The 22,472-nt window shown below is 60.7% G+C and carries 22 protein-coding genes and 1 riboswitch; of the genes, 9 read left to right on the top strand and 13 right to left on the bottom strand.

Annotated elements, in window-relative coordinates; genetic code table 11:
• Positions 1–6 precede the first annotated feature (6 nt).
• From rplR to yqeB, 7 genes are all read right to left on the bottom strand, one after another.
• Positions 7–375, bottom strand: a complete 369-nt coding sequence (gene rplR / locus DXD39_RS02165) for a 50S ribosomal protein L18 (protein ID WP_006235264.1) — start codon at positions 373–375, stop codon at positions 7–9.
• Between the two features lie 75 nt (positions 376–450).
• Complete coding sequence (gene rplF / locus DXD39_RS02160) at positions 451–987, bottom strand: 50S ribosomal protein L6 (protein ID WP_117564182.1); 537 nt, start codon at positions 985–987, stop codon at positions 451–453.
• Between the two features lie 33 nt (positions 988–1,020).
• The gene (gene rpsH / locus DXD39_RS02155) at positions 1,021–1,419 is read right to left on the bottom strand and encodes a 30S ribosomal protein S8 (RefSeq protein WP_006235262.1); all 399 of its coding nucleotides are present in this window, start codon (positions 1,417–1,419) and stop codon (positions 1,021–1,023) included.
• Positions 1,420–1,538: 119 nt separating this feature from the next.
• Positions 1,539–1,724 carry a type Z 30S ribosomal protein S14 gene (locus DXD39_RS02150; RefSeq protein WP_022094280.1) on the bottom strand — a complete coding sequence of 62 codons (186 nt, stop codon included), beginning with the start codon at positions 1,722–1,724 and terminating at the stop codon, positions 1,539–1,541.
• A 79-nt stretch (positions 1,725–1,803) separates the two neighbouring features.
• Positions 1,804–2,361 carry a 50S ribosomal protein L5 gene (gene rplE / locus DXD39_RS02145; protein ID WP_006235260.1) on the bottom strand — a complete coding sequence of 186 codons (558 nt, stop codon included), beginning with the start codon at positions 2,359–2,361 and terminating at the stop codon, positions 1,804–1,806.
• A gap of 325 nt (positions 2,362–2,686) precedes the next feature.
• On the bottom strand, positions 2,687–3,730 hold the full coding sequence (locus DXD39_RS02140; RefSeq protein WP_117802981.1) for an XdhC family protein: 1,044 nt from the start codon (positions 3,728–3,730) through the stop codon (positions 2,687–2,689).
• A gap of 9 nt (positions 3,731–3,739) precedes the next feature.
• Positions 3,740–4,534 (bottom strand): selenium-dependent molybdenum cofactor biosynthesis protein YqeB, encoded by a 795-nt coding sequence (yqeB, locus tag DXD39_RS02135; protein WP_117802980.1) that lies wholly within the window; start codon positions 4,532–4,534, stop codon positions 3,740–3,742.
• Between the two features lie 102 nt (positions 4,535–4,636).
• Between yqeB and yqeC the strand changes: the two genes are divergently transcribed.
• Positions 4,637–5,374 (top strand): selenium cofactor biosynthesis protein YqeC, encoded by a 738-nt coding sequence (gene yqeC / locus DXD39_RS02130; protein WP_117802979.1) that lies wholly within the window; start codon positions 4,637–4,639, stop codon positions 5,372–5,374.
• Between the two features lie 79 nt (positions 5,375–5,453).
• Here yqeC and hydA read toward each other — a convergent pair whose 3' ends face one another.
• The 5 genes from hydA to dpaL form a co-directional block, all read right to left on the bottom strand.
• Positions 5,454–6,821: a dihydropyrimidinase gene (gene hydA / locus DXD39_RS02125; RefSeq protein WP_117802978.1), complete on the bottom strand. Its 1,368-nt coding sequence runs from the start codon at positions 6,819–6,821 to the stop codon at positions 5,454–5,456.
• 9 nt (positions 6,822–6,830) lie between these two features.
• On the bottom strand, positions 6,831–7,445 hold the full coding sequence (locus DXD39_RS02120) for a nucleotidyltransferase family protein (protein ID WP_158565397.1): 615 nt from the start codon (positions 7,443–7,445) through the stop codon (positions 6,831–6,833).
• Positions 7,446–7,595: 150 nt separating this feature from the next.
• Positions 7,596–8,798: a knotted carbamoyltransferase YgeW gene (ygeW, locus tag DXD39_RS02115; RefSeq protein ID WP_055252229.1), complete on the bottom strand. Its 1,203-nt coding sequence runs from the start codon at positions 8,796–8,798 to the stop codon at positions 7,596–7,598.
• A 201-nt stretch (positions 8,799–8,999) separates the two neighbouring features.
• Positions 9,000–10,385 (bottom strand): YgeY family selenium metabolism-linked hydrolase, encoded by a 1,386-nt coding sequence (locus tag DXD39_RS02110; protein ID WP_099432046.1) that lies wholly within the window; start codon positions 10,383–10,385, stop codon positions 9,000–9,002.
• Between the two features lie 232 nt (positions 10,386–10,617).
• Positions 10,618–11,832: a diaminopropionate ammonia-lyase gene (gene dpaL / locus DXD39_RS02105; protein ID WP_117802976.1), complete on the bottom strand. Its 1,215-nt coding sequence runs from the start codon at positions 11,830–11,832 to the stop codon at positions 10,618–10,620.
• 277 nt (positions 11,833–12,109) lie between these two features.
• Between dpaL and DXD39_RS02100 the strand changes: the two genes are divergently transcribed.
• The gene (locus tag DXD39_RS02100) at positions 12,110–12,763 is read left to right on the top strand and encodes a transcriptional regulator (protein WP_117802975.1); all 654 of its coding nucleotides are present in this window, start codon (positions 12,110–12,112) and stop codon (positions 12,761–12,763) included.
• 122 nt (positions 12,764–12,885) lie between these two features.
• Positions 12,886–13,869, top strand: coding sequence for a hypothetical protein (locus tag DXD39_RS02095; RefSeq protein ID WP_117802974.1), 984 nt, complete (start codon positions 12,886–12,888; stop codon positions 13,867–13,869).
• A gap of 37 nt (positions 13,870–13,906) precedes the next feature.
• On the opposite strand, the gene DXD39_RS02090 is transcribed toward DXD39_RS02095, so the two are convergent.
• Positions 13,907–15,229, bottom strand: a complete 1,323-nt coding sequence (locus DXD39_RS02090) for an ATP-binding protein (RefSeq protein WP_117802973.1) — start codon at positions 15,227–15,229, stop codon at positions 13,907–13,909.
• Positions 15,230–15,497: 268 nt separating this feature from the next.
• A riboswitch (SAM riboswitch) is annotated at positions 15,498–15,588 on the top strand.
• Positions 15,589–15,596: 8 nt separating this feature from the next.
• Between DXD39_RS02090 and DXD39_RS02085 the strand changes: the two genes are divergently transcribed.
• The 6 genes from DXD39_RS02085 (at position 15,597) to DXD39_RS02060 (ending at position 22,466) form a co-directional block, all read left to right on the top strand.
• Positions 15,597–16,019 (top strand): hypothetical protein, encoded by a 423-nt coding sequence (locus DXD39_RS02085; protein WP_117802972.1) that lies wholly within the window; start codon positions 15,597–15,599, stop codon positions 16,017–16,019.
• Between the two features lie 180 nt (positions 16,020–16,199).
• Positions 16,200–16,412 carry a YlcI/YnfO family protein gene (locus DXD39_RS02080; RefSeq protein WP_233541079.1) on the top strand — a complete coding sequence of 71 codons (213 nt, stop codon included), beginning with the start codon at positions 16,200–16,202 and terminating at the stop codon, positions 16,410–16,412.
• 4 nt (positions 16,413–16,416) lie between these two features.
• Positions 16,417–19,662: a helicase-related protein gene (locus DXD39_RS02075; protein WP_117802970.1), complete on the top strand. Its 3,246-nt coding sequence runs from the start codon at positions 16,417–16,419 to the stop codon at positions 19,660–19,662.
• Positions 19,659–20,441 carry a DUF4391 domain-containing protein gene (locus tag DXD39_RS02070; RefSeq protein WP_033499419.1) on the top strand — a complete coding sequence of 261 codons (783 nt, stop codon included), beginning with the start codon at positions 19,659–19,661 and terminating at the stop codon, positions 20,439–20,441. Before DXD39_RS02075 ends, DXD39_RS02070 begins: the two co-directional genes overlap by 4 nt.
• The gene (locus DXD39_RS02065) at positions 20,425–21,219 is read left to right on the top strand and encodes a hypothetical protein (RefSeq protein WP_033499420.1); all 795 of its coding nucleotides are present in this window, start codon (positions 20,425–20,427) and stop codon (positions 21,217–21,219) included. Before DXD39_RS02070 ends, DXD39_RS02065 begins: the two co-directional genes overlap by 17 nt.
• 11 nt (positions 21,220–21,230) lie before the next feature.
• Positions 21,231–22,466 (top strand): site-specific DNA-methyltransferase, encoded by a 1,236-nt coding sequence (locus DXD39_RS02060; protein ID WP_197702168.1) that lies wholly within the window; start codon positions 21,231–21,233, stop codon positions 22,464–22,466.
• Positions 22,467–22,472 lie beyond the last annotated feature (6 nt).

Raw genomic sequence — 22,472 nt, 5'->3', positions numbered from 1 at the left:
TACCTCCTAGAACTCGAGACCGGCGGCACGAGCACCGTCGGCGAGGGCCTTGACGCGGCCATGGTAGATACGGCCACCGCGATCGAAGGCGACCTTGGTGATGCCGGCCTCGATGGCACGCTTGCCAACGAGCTGACCGACCTTCTCCGCAGCCTCCTTGTTCGAGGTGTGGGTGCCCTTGAACTCGGCCTCGAGGGTCGAGGCAGAGACGAGCGTCAGGCTGGAGCCCTTGCTGTCGTCGATGATCTGGGCATAGATGTTGGCGTTAGTACGGGTCACGCGAAGACGCGGACGCTCGGAGGTACCCGAGACCTTGCCGCGAACACGACGCTGACGACGCTTGAGGCCTTCCAGCTTCGCCTTATGCTTGTTCATACGTAAACTCCTAAAAAGGTTGATCTTGCCAGCACCTGACGGGGTGCTGGTCTTATGCGAGTGAGTCGGTTACGACTACTTGGCGGCCTTACCCAGCTTGCGGCGGATGTGCTCGCCAACGTAGTGGATACCCTTGCCCTTGTAAGGCTCGGGAGGACGATGGCCGCGGATCTCAGCGGCGATCTGACCGACCTGCTGCTTGTTGATACCCTTGACGTTCACGTGGGTGTTGTCGGGAACCTCGAAGGTGATGCCCTCGGGAGCCTCGACGATCACGGGGTGCGAGAAGCCCAGGGAGAACTCGAGGTTCTTGCCCTTCTGCTGCACGCGGTAACCGACGCCGGCGAGCTCGAGCTTCTTCTCGAAGCCCTCGGAAACGCCAACAACCATGTTGTGGATGAGGGCACGGGTGAGGCCGTGGCGGGCACGGGTCTCACGCTCGTCGTCGGGACGGGAAACGGTGAGGACGTTGTCCTCGATGTTGATAGCGAGCTTCTCAAAGACATCGAGCTCGAGCTGGCCCTTGGGGCCCTTGACGACAACGTTGTTGCCGTTGACTGCCACTTCGACTCCGGCGGGAATCTGGACAGGCTTATTACCGATACGAGACACGGTGATCTCCTTTCCTTCTACCTACCGAGCAAATTACCAGACGTAAGCGATGATCTCGCCGCCGACGTTGTGCTTGCGAGCATCGCGGTCGGTCATAACGCCATGGCTGGTGGAAATAATGGCGGTACCAAGGCCACCGCGGACGCGGGGCATGTCGGCAACGCCGGTGTACTTACGCAGGCCCGGCTTGGAAATGCGGCGGATGCCGTTGATGACCTTAGCCTTCTTGGGACCATACTTAAGCGTGATGTGCAGAGTCTTCTGGGGAACGGTGTCCTCGACATCGTAGCCCTCGATGTAGCCCTCCTCGTGCAGAACACGAGCGATCTCGACGAGCTTCTTGCTGCTCGGCATGGAGACCGTGGCCTTGTTCACAGAGTTAGCGTTACGGATGCGCGTAAGCATATCTGCGATCGGGTCTGTAAGGTTCATACAGATTCTCCTTCGTTCTTGATGAACACGTGCTCTTGGTTCTTCGCCGCCCTTAACGGCAAAGCCTAACTAGCGCGTTTTCCCTGTTCCAAACGGATGCTTGAAACGCTGGTAGTGACTTACCAGCTGGCCTTCTTAACGCCGGGAAGCTCGCCCTTGAGTGCAAGCTCGCGGAAGCAGACACGGCACAGGCCGAACTTGCGGTACACAGAGTGCGGACGGCCGCAGCGCTGGCAGCGCGTGTACTCACGAGTAGAGAACTTCTGCTTGCGATTGCACTTGACGATCATCGATGTCTTAGCCACTTATATCCTCCTCACATAGAGTATTGTTCGCCCCAAGCGCCGCCCCCTTCTGGGAACGGCGCTCATAGGGCAGGTGAACCTATTTCTTGAACGGGAAACCGAAGGCGTCCAGAAGGGCCTTGGCCTCCTCATCGGTATTGGCGGTGGTCACGAAAGTGATGTCCATACCACGCTGGTGATCGACGGAGTCGAAGTCGATCTCGGGGAAGATGAGCTGCTCGGTGACGCCCATGGAGAAGTTACCACGGCCGTCGAAGCTCTTGGCGGAGATGCCGCGGAAGTCGCGGATACGGGGAATCGCGACGGAGGTCAGACGATCGAAGAACTCCCACATACGGTCGCCACGCAGGGTAACCTTGCAGCCGATCGGCATACCAGCGCGCAGGCGGAAGGTAGCGATGGACTTGCGGGCACGGGTGATCATCGGCTGCTGGCCGGTGATGGCGCGCAGGTCGCGCACGGCACCGTCGATGGCCTTGGAATCGGTAGCGGCCTCGCCGACACCCATGTTCACGACGATCTTCTCAAACTTGGGGATCATCATGACGTTCTCGTACTGGAACTTGTCCTGAAGCTGCTGCTTGACCTCGTTGTTGTACTTGGTCTTCAGACGCGGCACATACTTCTCTTCTGCCATTGTTCACTCCTTCTTGGGGTTTTAAGCACGGGGCGTGGCCACGATGGGTTGTCCTCGTGCCTCCTGGCTGCATCCGCGCCGCTCATGGCATTTCGCGGTTTGGACTCGACGCAGCAGGAGCCGACAAAACAATCGGTACTATACGCGCATTGGGTGCGTATTTCCAGAAAAACCTCGTCTGCCTGCACAACTCCACAACTCCCCCGCACATATTGATCCCTAGGGGACGGAGGAAAATGGCAGTTGCGGTGAAATAGGGACCGTTTGACGGCTTAACAGGCTTTAACAGTCCGTATTTCACCGCAACTCATATATGGGGATGCGATTAGCGCTTGCGGGGGACGAGTTTGGTGCGACGCAGGTGGATCATCTCGGCGGCGATGGAGATGGCGATCTCCTCGGGGTCCTCGGCCTCGATGGCGACACCGATCGGCAGGTGCAGCTCGTCAATCTGGCCCTGCGTGAAGCCCTCCTGCTCCAGGCGGGCGCGCACAAAGGCGGTCTTGCGGCGCGAGCCCAGGCAGCCCAGATAGGCGGGTTTAGCGCGCATGGCCTGAATCACCACGTCGATATCGGACTTGTGACCCGCCGTGGCGACGACCACCAAGTCGCGCGGGCCGATGGGGCACAGCTCGCTCAGGTTCTTATAATCGACCAGACGACGGTCGTAGACGCCGGGCACCCATTCGGGGGTCAGCGTGCCGGGGCGGTCGTCGCAAGCCACGACGGCAAAGCCCGCCGCCGTGAGCACCCGCGCCGTCGCAGCGCCCACGTGGCCGCAGCCAAAGATATAGGTCAGGCCCTCGGGGCAGAGCGTCTCGATGTGCGCCGGGGGAATCTCGGAGGCGGCGTTGGTGTAGGTGACCTTACTCCCCTCCTCCACCAGCGAAAGCTCGGGGCAGCCGGCAATGGTATGGCGCGATGTCTCGCCATGGTACTCAACCACATCGCCCTCGAGCGCGCTCGCGATAAACGGCTCAAAGTCGATGACGAAGTCGCCGATGCGCCGATAGGCCAAGACGTCGGCAACCGACTGGAACAACGGTGCCTGGGTCGAGTCCAGATGCAGGTAGCACAGGCAGATGGCCCCGCCGCAGATCATGCCGGTATCGGAGTTCTCGCCGCCCATGGTGTAGCGGACCAGACGCGATTGCCCTGCGGCCAGCAGCTCGCGCGCCTCGTCCAGCGCAAAAAGCTCAATCTTGCCGCCGCCGATGGTGCCCACTTGGCTGCCATCGGCAAAGACGGCCATCCAGGCGCCCACGCCGCGTGGTGATGACCCCGCCGTACCGGCCACGACCACGAGCTCGCACGTCTCGCCAGCACGCAGGGCGGCAAGCGCCGCATTCACAACATCGAGCTTTTCCATTGCCGCCTTCTATCCTCTAAAGACATCGGTGAGCATAGCGAGTGCCTCGAGCACGCCGCCGCCGACCGATGTCGCCTTGTCCGAAATATAGTTGATGTAGCTGGCGTCGCCGCGCGGATCGACATCGGCGCATTTAAAGCCCTCAGTCACCTGCACGCCGTTCGCCAAAAGCCCGCGCAGACAGCCATCGATCTGCGTGCACATGGGCGTATCGCCCGCGTAGCCAATCACGTCTCCGGCGCTCACGATGTCGCCGATTGCGCGGTCGGACCGAAACACGCCGGCGGCGGGGCTGTGGATAACACGTTCCTTGCCATAGCCGGCGATAATGCCCGGCACGCCCGTGTTAGGCTGGGGCGAACCTTGGGTAATGACACGGCCGAGAAAATGCCCGCGCATGGTCTCGACCACGGCGTCGCAGTCAACCGGCGCGGTAAAGCCCGGCCCCACGGCGATGACGGCGGGCGCCATGTCGCGCGTGGTGCCCAAGTTGCGCTTAGCCAAAATCGCGTCGACCACAGCCGCGGGTTTCAGCTCGCCGATCATCTTGGCCTGGGGGTCTACCACAACGGCGACGTCTCCAGCCTCGGCAATCGCAAGCGCCTCAGCCGGCGTCTGTGCCAAGCGAGCGCGAATGCCCTCGACCTGGACCTCGCCCAGGCGAATGGCCTCGCAAAAACTGATTGTGCGGCGGATGCACGTGGGAACCGCGATATCGGCCATGACAACCGACACGCCGGCGCGCACCAAACGGGCAGCGACACCCGTGGCGATATCGCCGGCGCCGCGAACATAAACGAGCATTCCCGGGGCACCTCCCTGTGCTACGGTTTGAGCAGAGCAAAAGCGGTTCGACCGCTACTCTGATGATTATTTATTATCACAGTATTATACGGCGGTGAACAGATGGAAACGGTTAGCGGCAATCTTGCCTCGGCGCTCAGGATCGAGCCGGGCATTACCGCGATTATCGGCAGCGGCGGCAAGTCGACCTTGCTCAAGACGCTGGGTCTTGAGCTCATGCGCGCTGGCGGCCGCGTGCTCCTCTGTACCACCACGCATATGCTTCCCGTTGCCGGCGTGCCATGGGACGGGTCGAATCGTCGCCTGGACGCCGCACCTTGGAAGCCAGGTGCCTTACACGCCCCCGGCTGCACCTGCGAGGCCTGCGCGGGCCTTGTGCGCGGAAGCATCTGCCAGGCAGGCGTCTTGAACCCCCAGACGGGCAAGCTCTCCGCCCCCGCCGAGCCGCTCGACCAGCTGGCGCAGCGCTTTGACTATGTGTTGGCCGAGGCAGATGGCAGCAAGCGACTCCCGCTCAAGGCGCATGCCGCCTGGGAGCCGGTAATTCCCGCCGCCACGGCAAACGTTGTCTGGGTCGTCGGCGCCTCAGGGCTGGGCAAGCCCGTCGCCAAGGTTGTCCACCGCCCCGAGCTCTTCTGCGAGCGCTGCGGCTGCGAGCCCACCGACGCTGCCACCCCAGAGCGCGTCGCCATGGTGCTCAATGCCGAGCTGCAGATGCTGAACCTCGACAATGCCCGCATCATGCTCAACCAAGTCGACACGCTTGCCGATCCAACGATGGCAGATTGCTTCGAGGCAGCCCTCGGCCGCCCCCTCATCGCCACCAGCCTCCAGGGGTAGCAAATTTGGGACGGGGCTCTTTTTGCTACCCCGTCCCAAAAAATCATCTCCCAAATTAGCTACCCCGGCGGTCTTCCCGTTAGCGGGGCACGTAGCGGCCGGGTTGGGCTCCGGTGGGCTCGCCGTCGCGTGCAGCCGGCACGCCGTTCACAAACACAGCCTTGGCGCGGCCATGTGCCTCAAAACCCTCGAGCGGCGTGTAGTCCACAGCCTGATGCTGTGTCGCGGCACTAATTGTCCAACGCGCCTTGGGATCCCACACGCACACGTCGGCATCGGAGCCCTCGGCAAGACAGCCCTTGCGCGGATACATGTCAAAGACGCGCGCCGGGTTCTCGCTCATCAAGCGGCACAGATCCTCAGGACCCAGCTGTCCCTCAAAGCTCGTAGCGATCGCAACGGGGCGATGCTCCACACCGGGCCCGCCGTTGGGAATCGCGCGGAAGTCGTCGCGTCCGCGGTCCTTTTGCCCGTGCAGGTTAAAGCTGCAGTGGTCGGTCGCAATCGTATCGATCTCGCCGGACACAAGCGCCTCGCGCAGAGCCGCACGGTCGCCAGCATGGCGCAGCGGCGGACTCATCACATACTTGGCACCCGCAAAGCCGTCCTCTCCCTGCTCCAGATAGCAGGTGTCGTCGAGCATCAGATACTGAGGGCAGGTCTCGACATAGATGTTCTTCTGCCCGCGCGCCTTGGCGGCACGGATAGCCTCAAGCCCCAGCTTGGTCGAAAGGTGCACCACGTTGACCGGTGCGTCGCCGGCCAGGTGCGCCAGATATAGCAGACGGCTCACGGCCTCGGCCTCGCACACATCCGGACGGCTGAGTGCATGGCCCTCGGGTCCATGAATCCCCTGCTCGTACACGCGCTTCTGCAGCTCATTCACCAGCGTGCCGTTCTCGCAATGCACGCACAGTATGCCGCCAATACGCTTGAGCTCCTCCAGCACCTCGAGCGTCTCGGCATCGTCCAGGCGTAGATGATCGTAGGCAAAGTAGGTCTTGAACGACGATACGCCCGCCTCGCGCATGGCCGAAAGGTCGGCGCGATTGCGCTCGTTCCACTCGGCGAGTGCCATATGAAAAGCATAGTTAGCCGTGCAGGTTCCATCGGCACGCCGGTGCCACTCGGCAAGGGCATCGGGCATGGTCACGCCGCGATCGGCCGTCGCGTAGTCCACGATGGTCGTCGTACCGCCGCAGGCAGCCGCACGCGTACCGGTCTCAAAGCTATCGGCCGTCCAATCCATGCCAGTCCAGCACTGCATGTGCGTGTGGCCGTCGATAAAGCCGGGGAACACCCAACAGTCGGTGGCGTCCTGGACAGTATCGCCCTCGCCCGGCTCGATTGCCGCGGCAATCCGCACAATCTTGTCGCCCTCCATGGCAAGGTCGGCGCGACGAAGCCCCTGTGGCGTCACGAGCGCGCCGTTTTTGATGATGATCATTATTGCTCCTTATTGATTGATGCAGTTGGCCACGCGATCAAAATACGAGCAGGCCGCGATATGCTCCGAGACACGGCGCTGGCCCTTGGCGGTGTCGACATCCCACAACTCGTACGCACGCGCCTCGACCAGCGCAACGTCGACGCGACCTTTGAGGATCGAACCGCCGCCGTCCTTGCCCTCAAGGCACATAAGTGCATCGAACAGTTCCGCCGGAAAGAGCACCGGGCTCGAAGGCTCACCGTTGCACGCAAGACGCACCGGATGCTTGCGGCCACGCTCATCAAACGCGCGAACCATGGCCTCAAATGAATCCGAACTCACGAGTGGCTGGTCGCCCGGCAAAAAGAGGCAACCCTTCCAGCCGCGACTCACCCCCCACGAAAGGCCCGCACGGACGCTTTCGCTACGCAGCTCGCCATCGTGCAGCACGCACGGGCAATGCTTGTCCTCGCAAATCTGAGCGACCTCGGGCCAACGCGTGGAAACCACGACGTCAAAGCCCCGGGGAACCGAATCGATAGTCCAGGCAATCAGCGGCTTGCCATAGATATCGGCAAGCATCTTGTTAGAGCCAAACCGCTTGCCCTCGCCCGAAGCCATAATGACGCAACCAAGTTTCATGGCGATACCTCCCCTGAAACCATCGTACCCATAACTCGCGTCGCGGGGCATCTACATCGAAAGCGCTTATCCCGCACGCCCACGATGCAAAAAGGGGCACCCCGCCGGTTGGCAGAGCGCCCCCTTTACATGGCTTACCTCAACCCAGCTTTAGGCCTGGAACCAACGGGCGGTGTTGCGCTCGTCGAGGGCCTTGAGGGTAGCGGCGGGATCGGCAACCTTCTGCAGGAACATCATGGCTGCGATGGCGTACGGCTTGTAGCTGGCCTCCTTGTACATGCCCACGCGGTGCATGTCGAAGACGTCGGCGTTGACCTCGCCGTGCTCGCAGGAGACACCGGAGATGTCGGCGGGCAGCGGATGCATAAAGATGGTGTCCTGGCCGTTGGCAGTCTTCTCCATGAGCTCGGTCGTGGAGCACCAGTCCTGATGCGTAGCGTTCTGGGCGAGCAGCTCCTTCTCGAGCGCGGCGATGCCGGCATCGTCGCCCTCGGCGTACAGGTTGGTGCGCTTCTCCATGGCGGCAAACGGAGCCCAGCTCTTGGGGATCACGATGTCGGCGCCCTCGAAGGCCTCGGCCATGGTGTTGACCTGCTTAAAGGTGGTGCCGGACTCGGCGGCATAGCCCTTGGCGCGCTCGACGACCTCGGGCATGAGGTCGTAGCCCTCGGGGTGAGCCAGGGTGACGTCCATGCCAAAGCGGGGCAGCAGGCTGATCAGCGACTGCGGGCAGGACAGCGGCTTGCCGTAAGAGGGCGAATAGGCCCAGGTGACAGCAACCTTCTTGCCCTTGAGGTTCTCAAGACCGCCAAACTCGTTGATGAGGTAGAGCATGTCGGCAGAGGACTGCGTGGGGTGATCGGAGTCGGACTGCAGGGAGATGAGCGTGGGACGGTGATCCAGAACGCCGTCCTCGTAGGCCTGCTGGACAGACTCGGAGACCTCGGCCATGTAGGCGTCGCCCTTGCCGATGTACATGTCGTCGCGGATGCCGATGACGTCGGCCATGAAGGAGATCATGGTAGCGGTCTCGCGGACGGTCTCGCCGTGAGCGATCTGGGACTTCTTCTCGTCCAGGTCCTGCAGCTCGAGGCCGAGCAGGTTGGCGGCCTTAGAGAAGGAGAAGCGCGTACGGGTGGAGTTGTCGCGGAACAGGGAGACGGCCAGGCCCGAGTCGAAGATCTTGGACGAAACGTTGTTCTCACGCAGCTCGCGCAGGGCATCGGCGACGATGTAGAGCGCCTTGAGCTCATCGGTGGTCTTATCCCAGGTGTGCAGGAAGTCGCTGCCGTACATGCCCTTAAAATCGAGGCCGTTCAGCTGCTCGACGAGCTCGGTAAACTTGGCGTCCATGTAAATATCCTTTCCATAGATGAAACGATCGCAATGAGTAGATGTGCTCCGGCATGCGCGTGTGGCTAGAACATGCAGAGCGCTATGACGAGGACCCGCTACCGTTGAGGAAGCATGGGAGATAACGACCGCGGGCCCCAAGTCAACAGGGGGTGCCGGGGACACAGGCTGTCCCCGGCTCAACAAGATCAAGGAATGGGACTAGTCGATCTTGTTGTTGGTCAGACCAGCGCGGAACACGGTAGCGTCGCCATCGGCCTGGCTCGGATCGTAGAGGTTCAGGGCAGCCACATACATGGCGGCAGCGGTGACCAGGTCGTCCTTGTAGGTGACCTCGTTGGGAGCGTGAGCCTGAGACTCGGCACCCGGGCCAAAGCCGACGCAGGGGATGCCGTAGCGGCCCTGGATGGAAACGCAGTTCGTGGAGAAGGTCCACTTGTCGCACAGCGGACGACCGGTGCGCTTGTCCATGCTGGGCTCGCAGCCGATGCGCTCGTCACCGAACATGGCCTTGTGAGCGTCGACGAGGGCCTTGACGTGCGGAGCGGTCTCCTTGTTGATCCACGTGGGGAAGTAAGCCTCGGTCTCGTAGACCTCGCCGGTCCAGGACGGACGGTCGTACATGTACATGGAGACCTTCACGTCGTCGCCGTACTTCTTGGCGGCCGGCAGGTTGCGGATCTCGTCCAGGCAGGACTCCCAGGTCTCGCCGGCGGTCATGCGACGGTCGATGGAGATGGCGCAGGAGTCGGCGACGGCGCAGCGGCTGGGGCTGGTGTAGAAGATCTGGCTGACGGTGCAGGTACCGCGGCCCAGGAAGCGGGCGTCCTCGAAGTGCTCGGGGTTGTACTTGGGGTCGAGCATCTTGACGAGGCCCTTGATGTCGGTCGACTCGTCGCAGCCGTTGTTGTTGAGGGCGCGGACGTCGGCGATGATGTCGGCCATCTTGTAGATAGCGTTGTCGCCGCGGTCGGGAGCGGAGCCGTGGCAGGAGGTGCCGTGAACGTCGACGCGGATCTCCATGCGGCCGCGGTGACCGCGATAGATGCCGCCGTCGGTGGGCTCGGTGGAAATGACGAACTCGGGCTTAATGCCGTCCTTGTTGTAGATGTACTGCCAGCACATGCCGTCGCAGTCCTCTTCCTGGACGGTGCCGACGACCATGATCTTGTAGCCCTCGGGGATGAGGCCCATGTCCTTCATCATCTTGGCAGCGTAGGTAGCAGAAGCCATGCCACCCTCCTGGTCGGAGCCGCCGCGGCCATAGATGATCTCGTCGGTCTCGTAGCCCTCATAGGGATCGGCATCCCAGTTCTCGATGTTGCCGATGCCGACGGTGTCGATGTGAGAGTCGATGGCGATGATCTTGTCGCCCTCGCCCATAAAGCCCATGACGTTGCCCAGGCCATCGACCTTGACCTCGTCATAGCCAAGGCTCTCCATCTCGGCCTTGATGCAAGCGACAACCTCACCCTCCTCGCAAGACTCAGAGGGATGAGAAATCATGGCGCGCAGGAAGCGAGTCATATCAGCACGGTGGGACTCAGCAGCAGCCTTGATGGCGTCGAAATCGAGTTCCTTAGTCATAACAGTTAACCTTTCATTTGAAGGGATCTACCTGTGAGGTGGCGGAGCGATGCCTATTTACTCCGCTGCTCGGACAGTCCTGCGCAAGACGGAAAGCACATTAAGTGCTTTCCTTTGCGTGCGGAACTCGCGACGGAGCAAATAGGCATCGCTCCGCCTCCCGGGTTCATACATCTGCAGGACATAGGGGGTCTAATAGGAATTTGGCGCGGCGCGTTGCGCCGCCCAACAATTAGCAGGTGGGGTACTCGCCCTCCCAGACGATGCGACGGTACTGATCCGGGTCCGTGTCACCTTCCGTGGAGAAGCAGAGCACGGAGCTTGTCTTGTCCAGGCCGATGAGCTCCTTGAGCTCGGCGTACTCGGGATCGAGCATGAGGGTCTCGACCAGGCCGGTGGTCACCGCGCCGGACTCGCCGGAGATGACGCGCGGGTCGCCCTTCTCGGGAGCGCCCAGGGTGCGCATGCCACGAGCGGTGACCCAGTCGGGGCAGGACACGAAGGCGGTGGTGTGGTTGCGCAGGATATCCCAGCCCAGAATGTTGGGCTCGCCGCAGCACAGGCCGGCCATGATGGAGGGCATGTCGCCGTCCACGATGCGCATGTCGCCGTCGCCGGCGGCAGCGCCCTTGTACAGGCAGGCGGCAGGTGCGCACTCGACCACGACAAAGGTGGGCGGGTTATCGGGATACAGATTGGTGAAGTAGCCCACCACGGCGCCGGCCAGCGAGCCCACGCCGGCTTGGACAAAGACGTGCGTCGGGCGGTTGATGGCCATCTCGCGCAGCTGCTCGGCTGCCTCAGAAGCCATGGTGCCGTAGCCCTCCATGATCCAAGACGGGATCTTCTCGTAGCCCTCCCAGGCGGTGTCCTGAACGATAACGCCGCGCTCGCAGGCGTCGGCCTCGGCGGCGGCCATGCGCACGCACTCGTCGTAGTTGACCTCTTCGATGGTCACCGTGGCGCCCTCGGCGGCGATGTTATCGAAGCGAGGCTTGGTGGAACCCTTGGGCATGTGCACGACGGCCTTCTGGCCCAGCTTGTTGGCAGCCCATGCCACGCCGCGGCCATGGTTGCCGTCGGTGGCGGTAAAGAAGGTGGCCTGGCCAAAGTCCTTGGCAAGCTGATCGGAGGTCAGGTAATCGAAGGTGCACTCGGCAACGTCCTTGCCGGTCTCGTCGGCAATGTAGTTGGCCATGGCAAACGAGCCGCCCAGAACCTTAAAGGCGTTGAGGCCAAAGCGATAGCTCTCGTCCTTAACGCACAGGTTGGACAGGCCAAGGCGTGCGGCCTGGCCGTCCAGGCGGGCAAGCGGAGTGACGGTGTACTGGGGGAACGACTGGTGGAAGGCGCGGGCCTTCTTCACGTGGTCGAGGCTCATGATTCCCAAGTGCTCATCATCGCTCTTGGGCATCGTGTTGCCCGCCCACTGAATCTTATCGGCCATACGGTGAACTCCTTAAGTCCTCTCTTGCCGGCCCCCGCATACGCGTTCCAGCCCATTCCCGTTCATGCGGCTGAACTTTTATGTGGATGCCAAACAAAAAGTTTGTTAGCACTGTTCTATCACACTTTTTGATTGGAAAACAAAACAAATTGTTTGTTGCCGTAATCGGTACCTTTTCGCCGCCGAACGGTCACATAACGCAGCGACGCTTTCGATATTTGCGAACAGGTGTGGTTTATGGCAAAGTGTGCCCAAACTAATTTTTAGGAAGGCACCCATGACCCCCGCACAGATTGAGTTTTACAAGCGCCTTGCACACGGCTTAGCGCTCCAATTTGGTCCCAACTGCGAAGTCGTCGTCCACGACCTGGAGACCGAGGACGTGGACCACTCCATCGTAGTGATCGAAAATGGCCACGTCAGTGGGCGCAAACTGGGTGACGGCCCCAGCCATATTGTGTTTGAGTCCATGCACGAGGGCATCACCGACGTGCACGACCGCGAACCATACCTCACCAAAACCGCCGATGGCAAGCTGCTCAAGTCCTCGACCATCTTTATCCGCAACGACGAAGGCAAGCCCGTCGGCATTTTGGGCATTAACTTTGACATTACGCTCATGAAGGCTTTTGAGCGCTCGCTCGATGCCTTTACCGGCACCGGCGGCACGGACTACACCGAGCCTGAGCCCATTACCAAGAACATCGGCGACCTGCTCGAAGACTTGCTACGCGAGTGTGAACAGTTTGTGGGCAAGCCCGCAGCGCTCATGACCAAAGACGAGCGCATTCGCGCCGTTGGCTACCTCGACCGTCGCGGCGCCTTTCTCATCTCCAAGTCGAGCGAACGCGCCTGCGAGTTCTTTGGCATCTCTAAGTACAGCTTCTATAGCTACCTCAACGAGGCAAAGGCTGCCGCCGGCGACAAATAGTCAGCGCGCCTGCACCTCTCCCCTTTTGAGCGCGAGTTCTGGAATGCACGAATCCGAGAGTCGGCCGCAAGGCAAGTTCCATATAATCGATGAATGTGAGTATTTCGAAAGGATGGGACAAGATGGGGTCGAGCAACGCATCACGCAACGGCCGCGGAGTCACCGCTTCTGCCGTCAGGCATGCGAAACGCGCATTTGACGAGGGCGAAGACGATCTGTTTGCGTTGAGCCTGGACGACGTGATGAGCGACCGCCCCTGGACCGCCGAGGAACTCATGGGCGGCGGAACTCGCCCGACAAGTGCAAAGCCCGCGCTTGCGCCTAAGCCCGGATCTGCGCCGACTCCCGCGCAGTCGCCTGTTTCGACGCCCGCGCCTACGCCCGCACCCGCTTCGGCGCCCACGCCCGCCCCCCGCCCCGCAAGCGACCCGTCCGAGACGGCGGCATTTCTCGCTGCAGCGACGCAGGGCAAATCGGCCGACAGCACCGTTATGTACAGCGCCCAGCAGTTGCCTGTTCCTGCGGTACGCAAGCCTCCGGTCACAAGGCTCGATGAGCCCGTTGCCCATCAGGTTGCCTACGATTCCTGGGCTGCAGCCGATCTGGATGAGACCTCTACCGGCATGCCGGCGCTCGACGTTCCAGTCAACCCGCTTTTTGCCGCCAACACGAGCGCCGCGGACTATGAGAGCAGTGCAGCATATTCCGATTATTCCGATGGCCATGCTGACACCGGTCGCATCGAGACCGAGAATTATGGCACCGTATCGAGCGATTATCTCAACGATCCGTACGCCGCCACGCCTGCACCGGAATATGACCCGGAGGCCGCGTCCGCGCCGGCGTATACCAAAAGCACGGGCGAAGAGCGCTTCGCCGATTATCACGCCGCGGAAAAGGCGCTGCGTTTCTCGGAGTTTCCGCAGGCAGTCAAGGTTGCCTTTATCGCCATTGTCATTGCCCTGCTCGGCGTCATTGCGTTTGAGGGATTCCAGCTGTTCCGCGGCCCCACCCAAGCGGAGTCGGAGACCCAGCAAAAAGAGGACGACAACCAGCACCTGGACATCAACACCCTCAAGGGCGACCCCAACGACGGAGACGAGTAGCGAGGGTTAAGGGAGGGCCGGAAGAGCCGGCGGCACGTTACAGCTCCAAAAGCCCTGCCATAAAGATGGGCAGATACAGCACGTCACCATCGCGGTGAAGATTGCATTCCGCAAGTACCAGGGCGCGATCGATTCCGTAGCCCTTCGTTGCCAGTGCGTTATCGAGCGCGGCATGGGACTTAAAGCTCTTGCCCGATTTGACCTCGATAGCAAACACTTCCCCATCGAGCGTCTCCTCAACAAAATCGAGCTCGCCAACCTTTTTCGATGTAAAGTAGCGCAATCTGAATCCATGAGCTTTGAGCTCTTGGGCAACGAAGCCCTCAAACGCCGCCCCCATGTTCATGCCAAAGGCGTCTTCCGCCTCCCCATCAAAAACGCCTTGGGCGACCCTTTTGGAATACGACGACATGAGCATTCCGGTGTCCAAGTAAAACAGCTTGAACAGATTTCGTTGCTCTCCCAATAAAAGGGGTGCCACGGGCGCCGTTACGTTATACACGGGAAGCGCGACACCCGCCTCCGATAACCAGAGAAAATGGTCTGTCACCTGCGAAAAACGTTTGACACCGTTAATCGATGACAGCTTGAATCGCTTGTTTTTGGAGCCGGCCTCGCTGGGAATCAAATCATAGATATCGCGAATAACCAAGCGTAACTCGGGCGGAGCGTACTTTGCGATGTCATCGCGATACAGGGCGTGAAGATCGCGGTGGATGTTTCGAACCTCGTCGACATTGCGCGTCGCCAAGAAGGAATTGACCGCGTCGGGCATGCCTCCCACCACCACATACTGATGGAACAGATCGAGCAAGCGGTCATACAGGTAGCCGGGGAGCTCCCCTTCATCCTTCAGACAGCCCCTGAGCATGTCAAACACGCTGGCACCAACGCCATTTGCCCAACAAAACTCCTCAAAGTCGAGCGGGTACATCTGGACCTGCTCGACATACCCCACTGGCAGGGAATCGATGCCCTCGAGCTCAACGCCAAGGAGCGATCCGGTAAGGATGTATCGAAAGTCGCCGCGCTGGACCAGGTATTTGATAAACGTCACCACGTTGGGGCATCGCTGCACCTCGTCGATAACCACAACGGTCTTGTTGGCGACCATCGGCTGCGTCGCAGCGATGGACATGCGCATAAGCAGGTCATCCGCGCTTTTTGCCGCCAAAAACGAATCGCGCACGGACGCGTCGGCGATAAGGTCGAACGTCACGACATTTTCGAACGATCCGCTTGCAAAGACGTTGACCAAATATGACTTTCCCACCTGTCGGGCACCCTTGACCAAAAGAGCTTTGTTAGGCGACGAGGCAAGCCAAGATTCAAACCGTGCTTTCGCTTTTCTCTGCAGCATAAGCGTACCCCTTATTACGTGCTGTTTTAGCACTAGGATACACTTTTCCGTGGTTGTTAGGTGCTAATTTCGACACTTTTTCGAGGTATTAAAGTATGTATTACGACACTTTTCCGTACTTTTACACGTGAGATTTCGACACTTTTTCGGATTTAAGCCTAGCAGCAGCCGGCGAAATCAAGCGCCGCCCGCGCGTCATTTCGCAAGCGCGCTTGATTTCTGTCCGCGCACGCTGATAGACTCCATCGTGCCCGCAAGGAGCGGGCGCGTTTTATCCAGAGTCGGGGTAGAGAGTTGGCTCCACGATCCCGACGCCAACCGGCCAAGAGGCACGGTGGCCCTGCCAACATCGATGAAAGGAGTCCGTATGGACAATTTCTCCGTGCGCAGCGAGCGCAACTTCCACAACCTGGTTGTCAAACCGAATCACATGCATCTTCTGGATAAGCCAAATGGCTACGCCTCGGCCATGGTCAAGAGCCGTCTCTCCCACCAGATGCGCTTTACGGTGGAGAAGCTCGAGGAAGAGCTCTGCGCTGCCGGCAATCCACATGTGTTGCAGATCAAGCTGCTCGGAGATGACTCGCGCGAGCCGTCCAGCTGGAAGCTGTTTGCCGACGGCGTGTGCGCTGCAGACGGATCCGGCGCCTTTGCCCGCGAGTGCTTCTGCGAGGGCGCCGGGGTATTCCTGGACTTGTGCCGCGACGCCATCAACACTGCTGAGCTGTACCAGTGGAGCCAAAGGGAGTACGAGCTGCTGAGCGTGGCACGTGGGATCGTGGGTGCGTAGACGAACGCACCCGCCACGCGAAACCGCGACAGGGTTGTTGGCAGGATTGTCCCTGCCTGACTCTTTGATTCCACGCCTGACCATATTGCCGTTCACCCATTCGCCTCAACAGTCGCCAGCAATGCAACGCTATAATGCTGCAAACGCATTTGTATTGCATTTCGAGCGATGGGAGCGCAGATGCCCGACAGCTACAAGGAGCTCATCAAGAGCAGCCCCGACGAGACCGAGATCAGGAGCTTCCTGGTGAACGGCGACCAAGTCTCCGTGACCCTGCGCATCCCCGACACCCTGCGTGACGCGGCGAAGGAGGAGGCGGCCCTGCGGGGCATGAGTTTCTCCGCCTTCGTGCGCACCTGCATGATCGAAGAGCTCGCGAAGAAGGGGGCATAGAGGCGTGAAGTCGCTAAACAACGTCGGCGCCGAGCGCCTGGGAGACGCCCTCGGCGAATCCATCGACGACGGCGCGAAGCTGTCGATAATCAGCTCTTATTTCACCGTGTTCGCCTACGGGGAGCTCAAAGAGGAGCTCTCCAAGGTCGACGAGGTGCGTTTCCTGTTCAGCGAGCCCACCTTCATCAAGCGAATGGCCGACTCGAAGGAGCCGCGCGAGTTCGAGGTAGCCCGCCGCGCGCGCGAGGTCGGCGTCGGCGGCTCGGGGCTCGAGCTCACGCTGCGCAACAACCTCAACCAGCGCGCGCTCGCCCGAGAATGCGCCGAGTGGATCCGCGAGAAGGGCGTCTTCAAGTCCGCCAAGATGTCCGGCGCCATCCAGCCGGGCGGCACGTACGTTGTGGAGAACCCTTCCGGCGACGACCACGCCTTCATGGGCGCCGCCGCGAACTTCACCCAGGAGGGCCTCGGCTACGAGCGCCGCCCGGGAACCGTGACCTGCGTGAGCCATTTCGAAAACGCTACAGAGGCTATTGGCCTCAAGATGATGTTCGAGTCGGTCTGGGACAACCCTGCCATGGTCGAGGAGGTCACCGCGCAGGTGGCCGCCCAGGTCGAGACGCTCTACCGCGAGAACCCGCCCGAGTTCATCTATTTCCTGACCCTGTACCACCTGTTCCGCGACTTCATGGAGGACGACGAGGACAACGGCATCCGCCCCGGCCTCAAGTTCGAGGAGTCCGTGGTCTGGAGCAAGCTCTACGACTTCCAGAAGGACGCCGTCGTGGGCGCCATCCGCAAGCTGGAGAAGTACAAGGGCTGCATCATCGCCGACTCGGTGGGCCTGGGCAAGACCTACGAGGCGCTCGCCGTCATGAAGTACTACCAGGAGCGCAACGACCGCATCCTCGTGCTGTGCCCGAAGCGCCTGCGGGACAACTGGACCCTGTGGACGCAGGACAACGACGACCGCAACCCGCTGGCCGACGACCGCTTCAGCTACACGGTGCTCAACCACACCGACCTGTCGCGCTACCACGGCATGAGCGGCGAGGTGGACCTCGAGCACCTGCGCTGGGGCCACTTCGACCTCCTCGTCATCGACGAGAGCCACAACTTCAGGAACAAGAGCACCGACGCGGACAAGACCGACCGCTACACGCGCCTCATCGAGGACGTCATCAAGTCGGGCCAGCGCACGAAGGTGCTCATGCTCTCTGCCACCCCGGTGAACAACCGCCTGCTCGACCTGCGAAACCAGATCGAGCTCATCACCGAGGGAGACGACGCGTACCTCGCCGATACCGATGGCATCCCGTCGATCACCCACGTGACGCGCGTCGCCCAGCAGAGGTTCAACGAGTGGAGCAAGCTCTCCGACTCCGAGCGCACGACCGAGAGCTTCGTGAACGCGGTGAACGCCGACTACTTCAAGCTGCTCGACGTGCTGACCATCGCGCGCAGCCGCAAGCACATCACGAAGTACTACGGCGCCGCGAGCGGTACCTTCCCGGCGCGCCGGCCGCCCCTGTCGTTTCAGACGCCCATTGACCTAGAAGGCGAGCTGCCGCCGATTGCCGTGCTCAACGACATGATCGCCCAGCTCACGTTCGCCCAGTACCAGGTGCTCTCCTACGTGCGCGCCGACCAGCGCCGCAAGTACGAGGACCGCTACGGGGACACGTGGGGCAAGGACTTCGAGAGCCAGGTCCACCGCACGACGGCGGTGGCCAACCTCATGCGCGTCAACGTCCTCAAGCGCATGGAGTCCTCCGTGAACAGCTTCCGCATCACGCTGCGACGAATCCTCGACGGCTGCGTCGACCTGCGCGCGAGGCTCGACGCCGACGCGTCGGGGGTCGCCTACGGCACCGAGGGCCTCGAGGACGGGTTCGACGACGACGATGCCGAGGAGTTCGAGGCCGGCGGCAAGGTGCGAGTCGACCTGCGAGACGTCGACGCCCTGCGCCTGGGCCAGGACCTCGACTTCGACATCCAGGTGCTCCGGGCCCTGCTAACCTATGCCGACGCGGTGACGCCCGAGCGCGACGCCAAGCTCGTGAAGCTGCGCGACTTCATCGCGGGCAAGGTCAGCGAGCCGTACAACCCCGGCAACCGCAAGGTGCTGGTGTTCAGCGCGTTCGCCGACACGACGGCGTACCTTTTCGAGCAGCTGGCGCCCTGGCTGAAGCGCGAGCTCGGAATCGAGTGCGCCGAGGTGGCGGGCAGCTCCAACCGGACCTACTCGCTGAAGCTTCCCAGGACCACCTTCGAGAACATCCTCGCGAGGTTCTCTCCCGTCTCAAAGGAGCTGCCGGAGAGCCAGCGGGAGCTCGGCGAGATCGACGTCGTCTTCGCGACGGACTGCATCTCCGAGGGCCAGAACCTGCAGGACTGCGACTGCCTGGTGAACTACGACATCCACTGGAACCCCGTGCGTATCATCCAGCGCTTCGGCCGCATCGACCGCCTGGGATCGAAGAACTCCCAGATCCAGCTGGTCAACTTCTGGCCGGACATCGCGCTCGACGAGTACATCCAGCTCGAGGGCCGCGTGAAGGGGCGCATGGCGCTGCTCGACGCGTCGGCAACCGGCGAGGAGAACGTGCTGGAGGCCAAGGGCAATGGAGAGATGAACGACCTCAAGTACCGTCGCCGGCAGCTCCAGCAGCTCAAGAGCGAGGTGCTCGACCTCGAGGACATCTCGGGCGGCATCTCGATCACGGATTTCGCCTTCGACGACTTCCGCGTGGAGCTCCAGCGCTACGCCAAGGAGCATCCCGGCGCGTTGGAGAACTCGCCGGCGGGACTGCACGCCGTGGCCCCCATCCCCGACGAGCTTCGCAGCGACGTGAAGCCAGGCGTGGTCTTCTGCCTCAAGCAGAACGACGAGGGCAACGATCCCAGGGACACGAACCCTGTCTTCCCGTACTACGTGGTGTACGTGTCGGCCGACGGCGAGGTCATGACGAAGCACACCCAGCCCAAGCCGGCGCTCGACATCATGCGCGCCGTCTGCTCTGGGCATCCCGAGCCCATCGCTAAGCTGTGCCGCGAGTTCAACCGCGAGACCCGCGACGGGACGAGGATGGACGCCTACACCGACCTGCTTGACGATGTCGTTGCGGCCATCACCGGAACGCAGCAGGACAAAGGCATCGAGAGCCTGTTCAGCCTGGGAGAGGTCGGCAGCGGCACCGTCATGGGCTTCAACGACTACTCGTTGGTATGTTTCGCGGTGCTGCGATGAGCGGCATCGACTGGAACGGAATCCTGCGCCTGCCCGAAGCGGCGCTCGCGGGATGCCGCCGCATTCCCAAGACGGTGCTCGTCAAGCAGGCCATGCTCACCAAGACCGAGCAGAAGAGGCTCGACAAGGTCGCGCGCCTCGAGCACTTCGCCACGGTCCAGAAGTCCACGACGCGCATCCCGCCGTACGAGGACGACGAGCGCAACGTGCAGAGCGTCGTCTTCCTCCGTTGCGAGATGACAGCCGGGACCATGGCGGTGGCCGAGGTGGCGGAGCTCGTGCACAAGTGCTTCCCGAACCCGACGGTGCTCCTGGTCGAGGCGGGCGGCTGCGCGTGCATATCGGTCGCCCTCACGCGGAGGAGCCAGGCCGAGCAGGGCGCGACGGTCGTCGACCGAGTCGAGTCGACGGGCGCGTTCGATCCTGGCCGTTCAGAATACGCGGACTTCCTAGGCGCGCTGGCATTCGGGCGGCTCTCGCAGGGCGACCTCTGGGAGTACCTGGTCGACCTGTCGCGCACCGTAGCGCTGTCCCGCGCGATTGGCGGCCTGGGGTTCTACCCCGTATGCCCCGCTCGAGACCGGGAAAAGCTGATCGCCCTCACGTCGCGCTACGATGAGATGGGAGCCTCCGTCAAGCGGCTGAAGGAGCAGCGGCGGTCGAAGGACATAACGCTCAACGAGTCCGCGAAGCTGAGGATGGAAATGAAGGAAGAGGAGCGACGCCTGAGGGCGGTCGCCGATGAGATAAAGGAGATCTGCAATGGCCGTTCTAGATGAGTATATTTTGCGAGCGGCGCGCCTTTTGAGTGATGCTGCAGATGAGGATGTTGATGCGCTCTGCCGTGAAATCATGCAGGTCTTCGACCTCGACTACACTAACCCCGAGGCTTTAAAATATATCAATTCCTCAAGCTCATTTCGCTACTCGAAAAGCGACCTAGGGATGATTCTCCAGAAGCTGCGCCTAAAGCGGGAAGACTCAGACGACAAAGCGTTCGGTGCCGCATTCTGCGCAACTATAACGCAGCATATCAGGAGACTGGAGCAAGCTCTTGAAGAGGGCGTGAAAGACGACGAGCTCAAAGCCGTATACGACTCAATCGACTACGTCTACGCAAACGCGAGGGGCTACGACTCCTACACGGACGGACTAGCCTCCTATTCCTATGGGTCTTCCAATCGCAATGATTTCAACGATGAACAGACGCAACTACGTATCGACAAACTGAAGCATTTCCGTGATGAGGAGCTCCGTAAGCTGAAAATCGCCGAAGCGCAGGGCGCTAGCGTCAGCCTCACGGCATCCGCCACGAGCAACGTACAGGTCACGTTAGAGGCAACCTTTGAACAGATTGACAAATTGCCAGAGACAACGCTTTCCGATGACGAGAAGACGCTGCTCAAAGGGATGATGGGCGATCTCAACACAAAAGATAAAAGCAAACGGGGCAGCAAGCTTGACAAACTCCTGAGCTGGCTTGCCGGCAAGGGCACCGACGTTTTTATTGCCGCCATGCCCTACATAGTTCAACTAATCAAATCTCAACTTTCCTAGGAGGAGACCTCATGGGCGAGATAGAAAAGATGACTCTTGAATCGGAGAGTCTTATTGACGACCGCCTGAATAAGCTCAAGGAGCTGATGCCCGAAGTGTTCTCCGAGAGCGGAATCGACTTCGACAAACTGCGGCTGGAGCTTGGCGACGAGGTAGACGAGGGCCTGGAGCGCTATGCGTTCACGTGGCCCGGCAAGGCCGATGCCATCCGCCAGTCGCAGATGTCCAGCACTGCTACTTTGCGTCCCCGTATCGAGAAAAGCCGCAGCCGCGATGGAGAGGATGGGTCCTTCGACTCGGACAACATTTATATCGAAGGCGACAATCTCGAGGTGCTGAAGCTCCTACAGCGCGGCTACCACGGCAAGGTCAAGATGATCTACATCGACCCACCCTACAACACGGGTCACGACTTTGTCTACAAGGACAATTTCGGCAACTCTGTCGATAACTATAAGGAGCAGGCGGGACTCGCCGGCCAGTCCAACGCCGACACAAGTGGCCGCTACCATAGCGACTGGTGCTCGATGATGTACCCTAGGTTGAGACTGGCTCGAGAGCTCCTAACCGACGATGGCGTCATTTTCATTTCGATTGACGATAACGAAGACCGCAATTTGCGCATCCTCTGTGACGAGGTGTTCGGAGAGGCAAATTTCGTTTCTCAGCTAATCTGGGAACGAGCTTACTCGCCCAAGAATGACGCCAAATACGTTTCAAATAGCCATGATTATGTTCTCGTATACGCCAAATCCATTGAGCGCTTTGTGATTGGACGCCTGCCGAGAACAGACGAGGCAAACGCCCGCTACAAGAATCCAGACAACGACCCTCGAGGCGTTTGGAAGCCAAGCGACCTCAGTGTAAAGACTTACAGCCCAGATTCCGACTATCCAATCACAACGCCCTCGGGGCGTGTTGTAGAGCCTCCAGCAGGACGCTGCTGGAGGCTCTCGCGAAACGCGTTTCGCGAGAGACTCCAGGATAACCGCATTTGGTTTGGCCCAAACGGCGACAGCGTCCCTTGCATCAAGCGTTTCCTAACAGAGCTCAAATATGATGGAATGGCTCCAACTTCAATCATGTTTTACAAAGAAGTGGGTCACAGCCAGGAAGGCGCCAAGGAGCTCGTATCTCTATTTGACGGAAAGGGCTATTTCGATGGACCGAAACCGACGAAACTACTTCAGCGCCTGATAACCCTTGCGAATCTGCTAATGTGCGATAAAGAAGTAATAGAAGTGTAAAAAATT

This window comes from Collinsella sp. TM04-29 (assembly GCF_003466565.1).
Lineage (GTDB): Bacteria > Actinomycetota > Coriobacteriia > Coriobacteriales > Coriobacteriaceae > Collinsella.
This window is presented reverse-complemented; position numbering and strand designations above follow the sequence as displayed.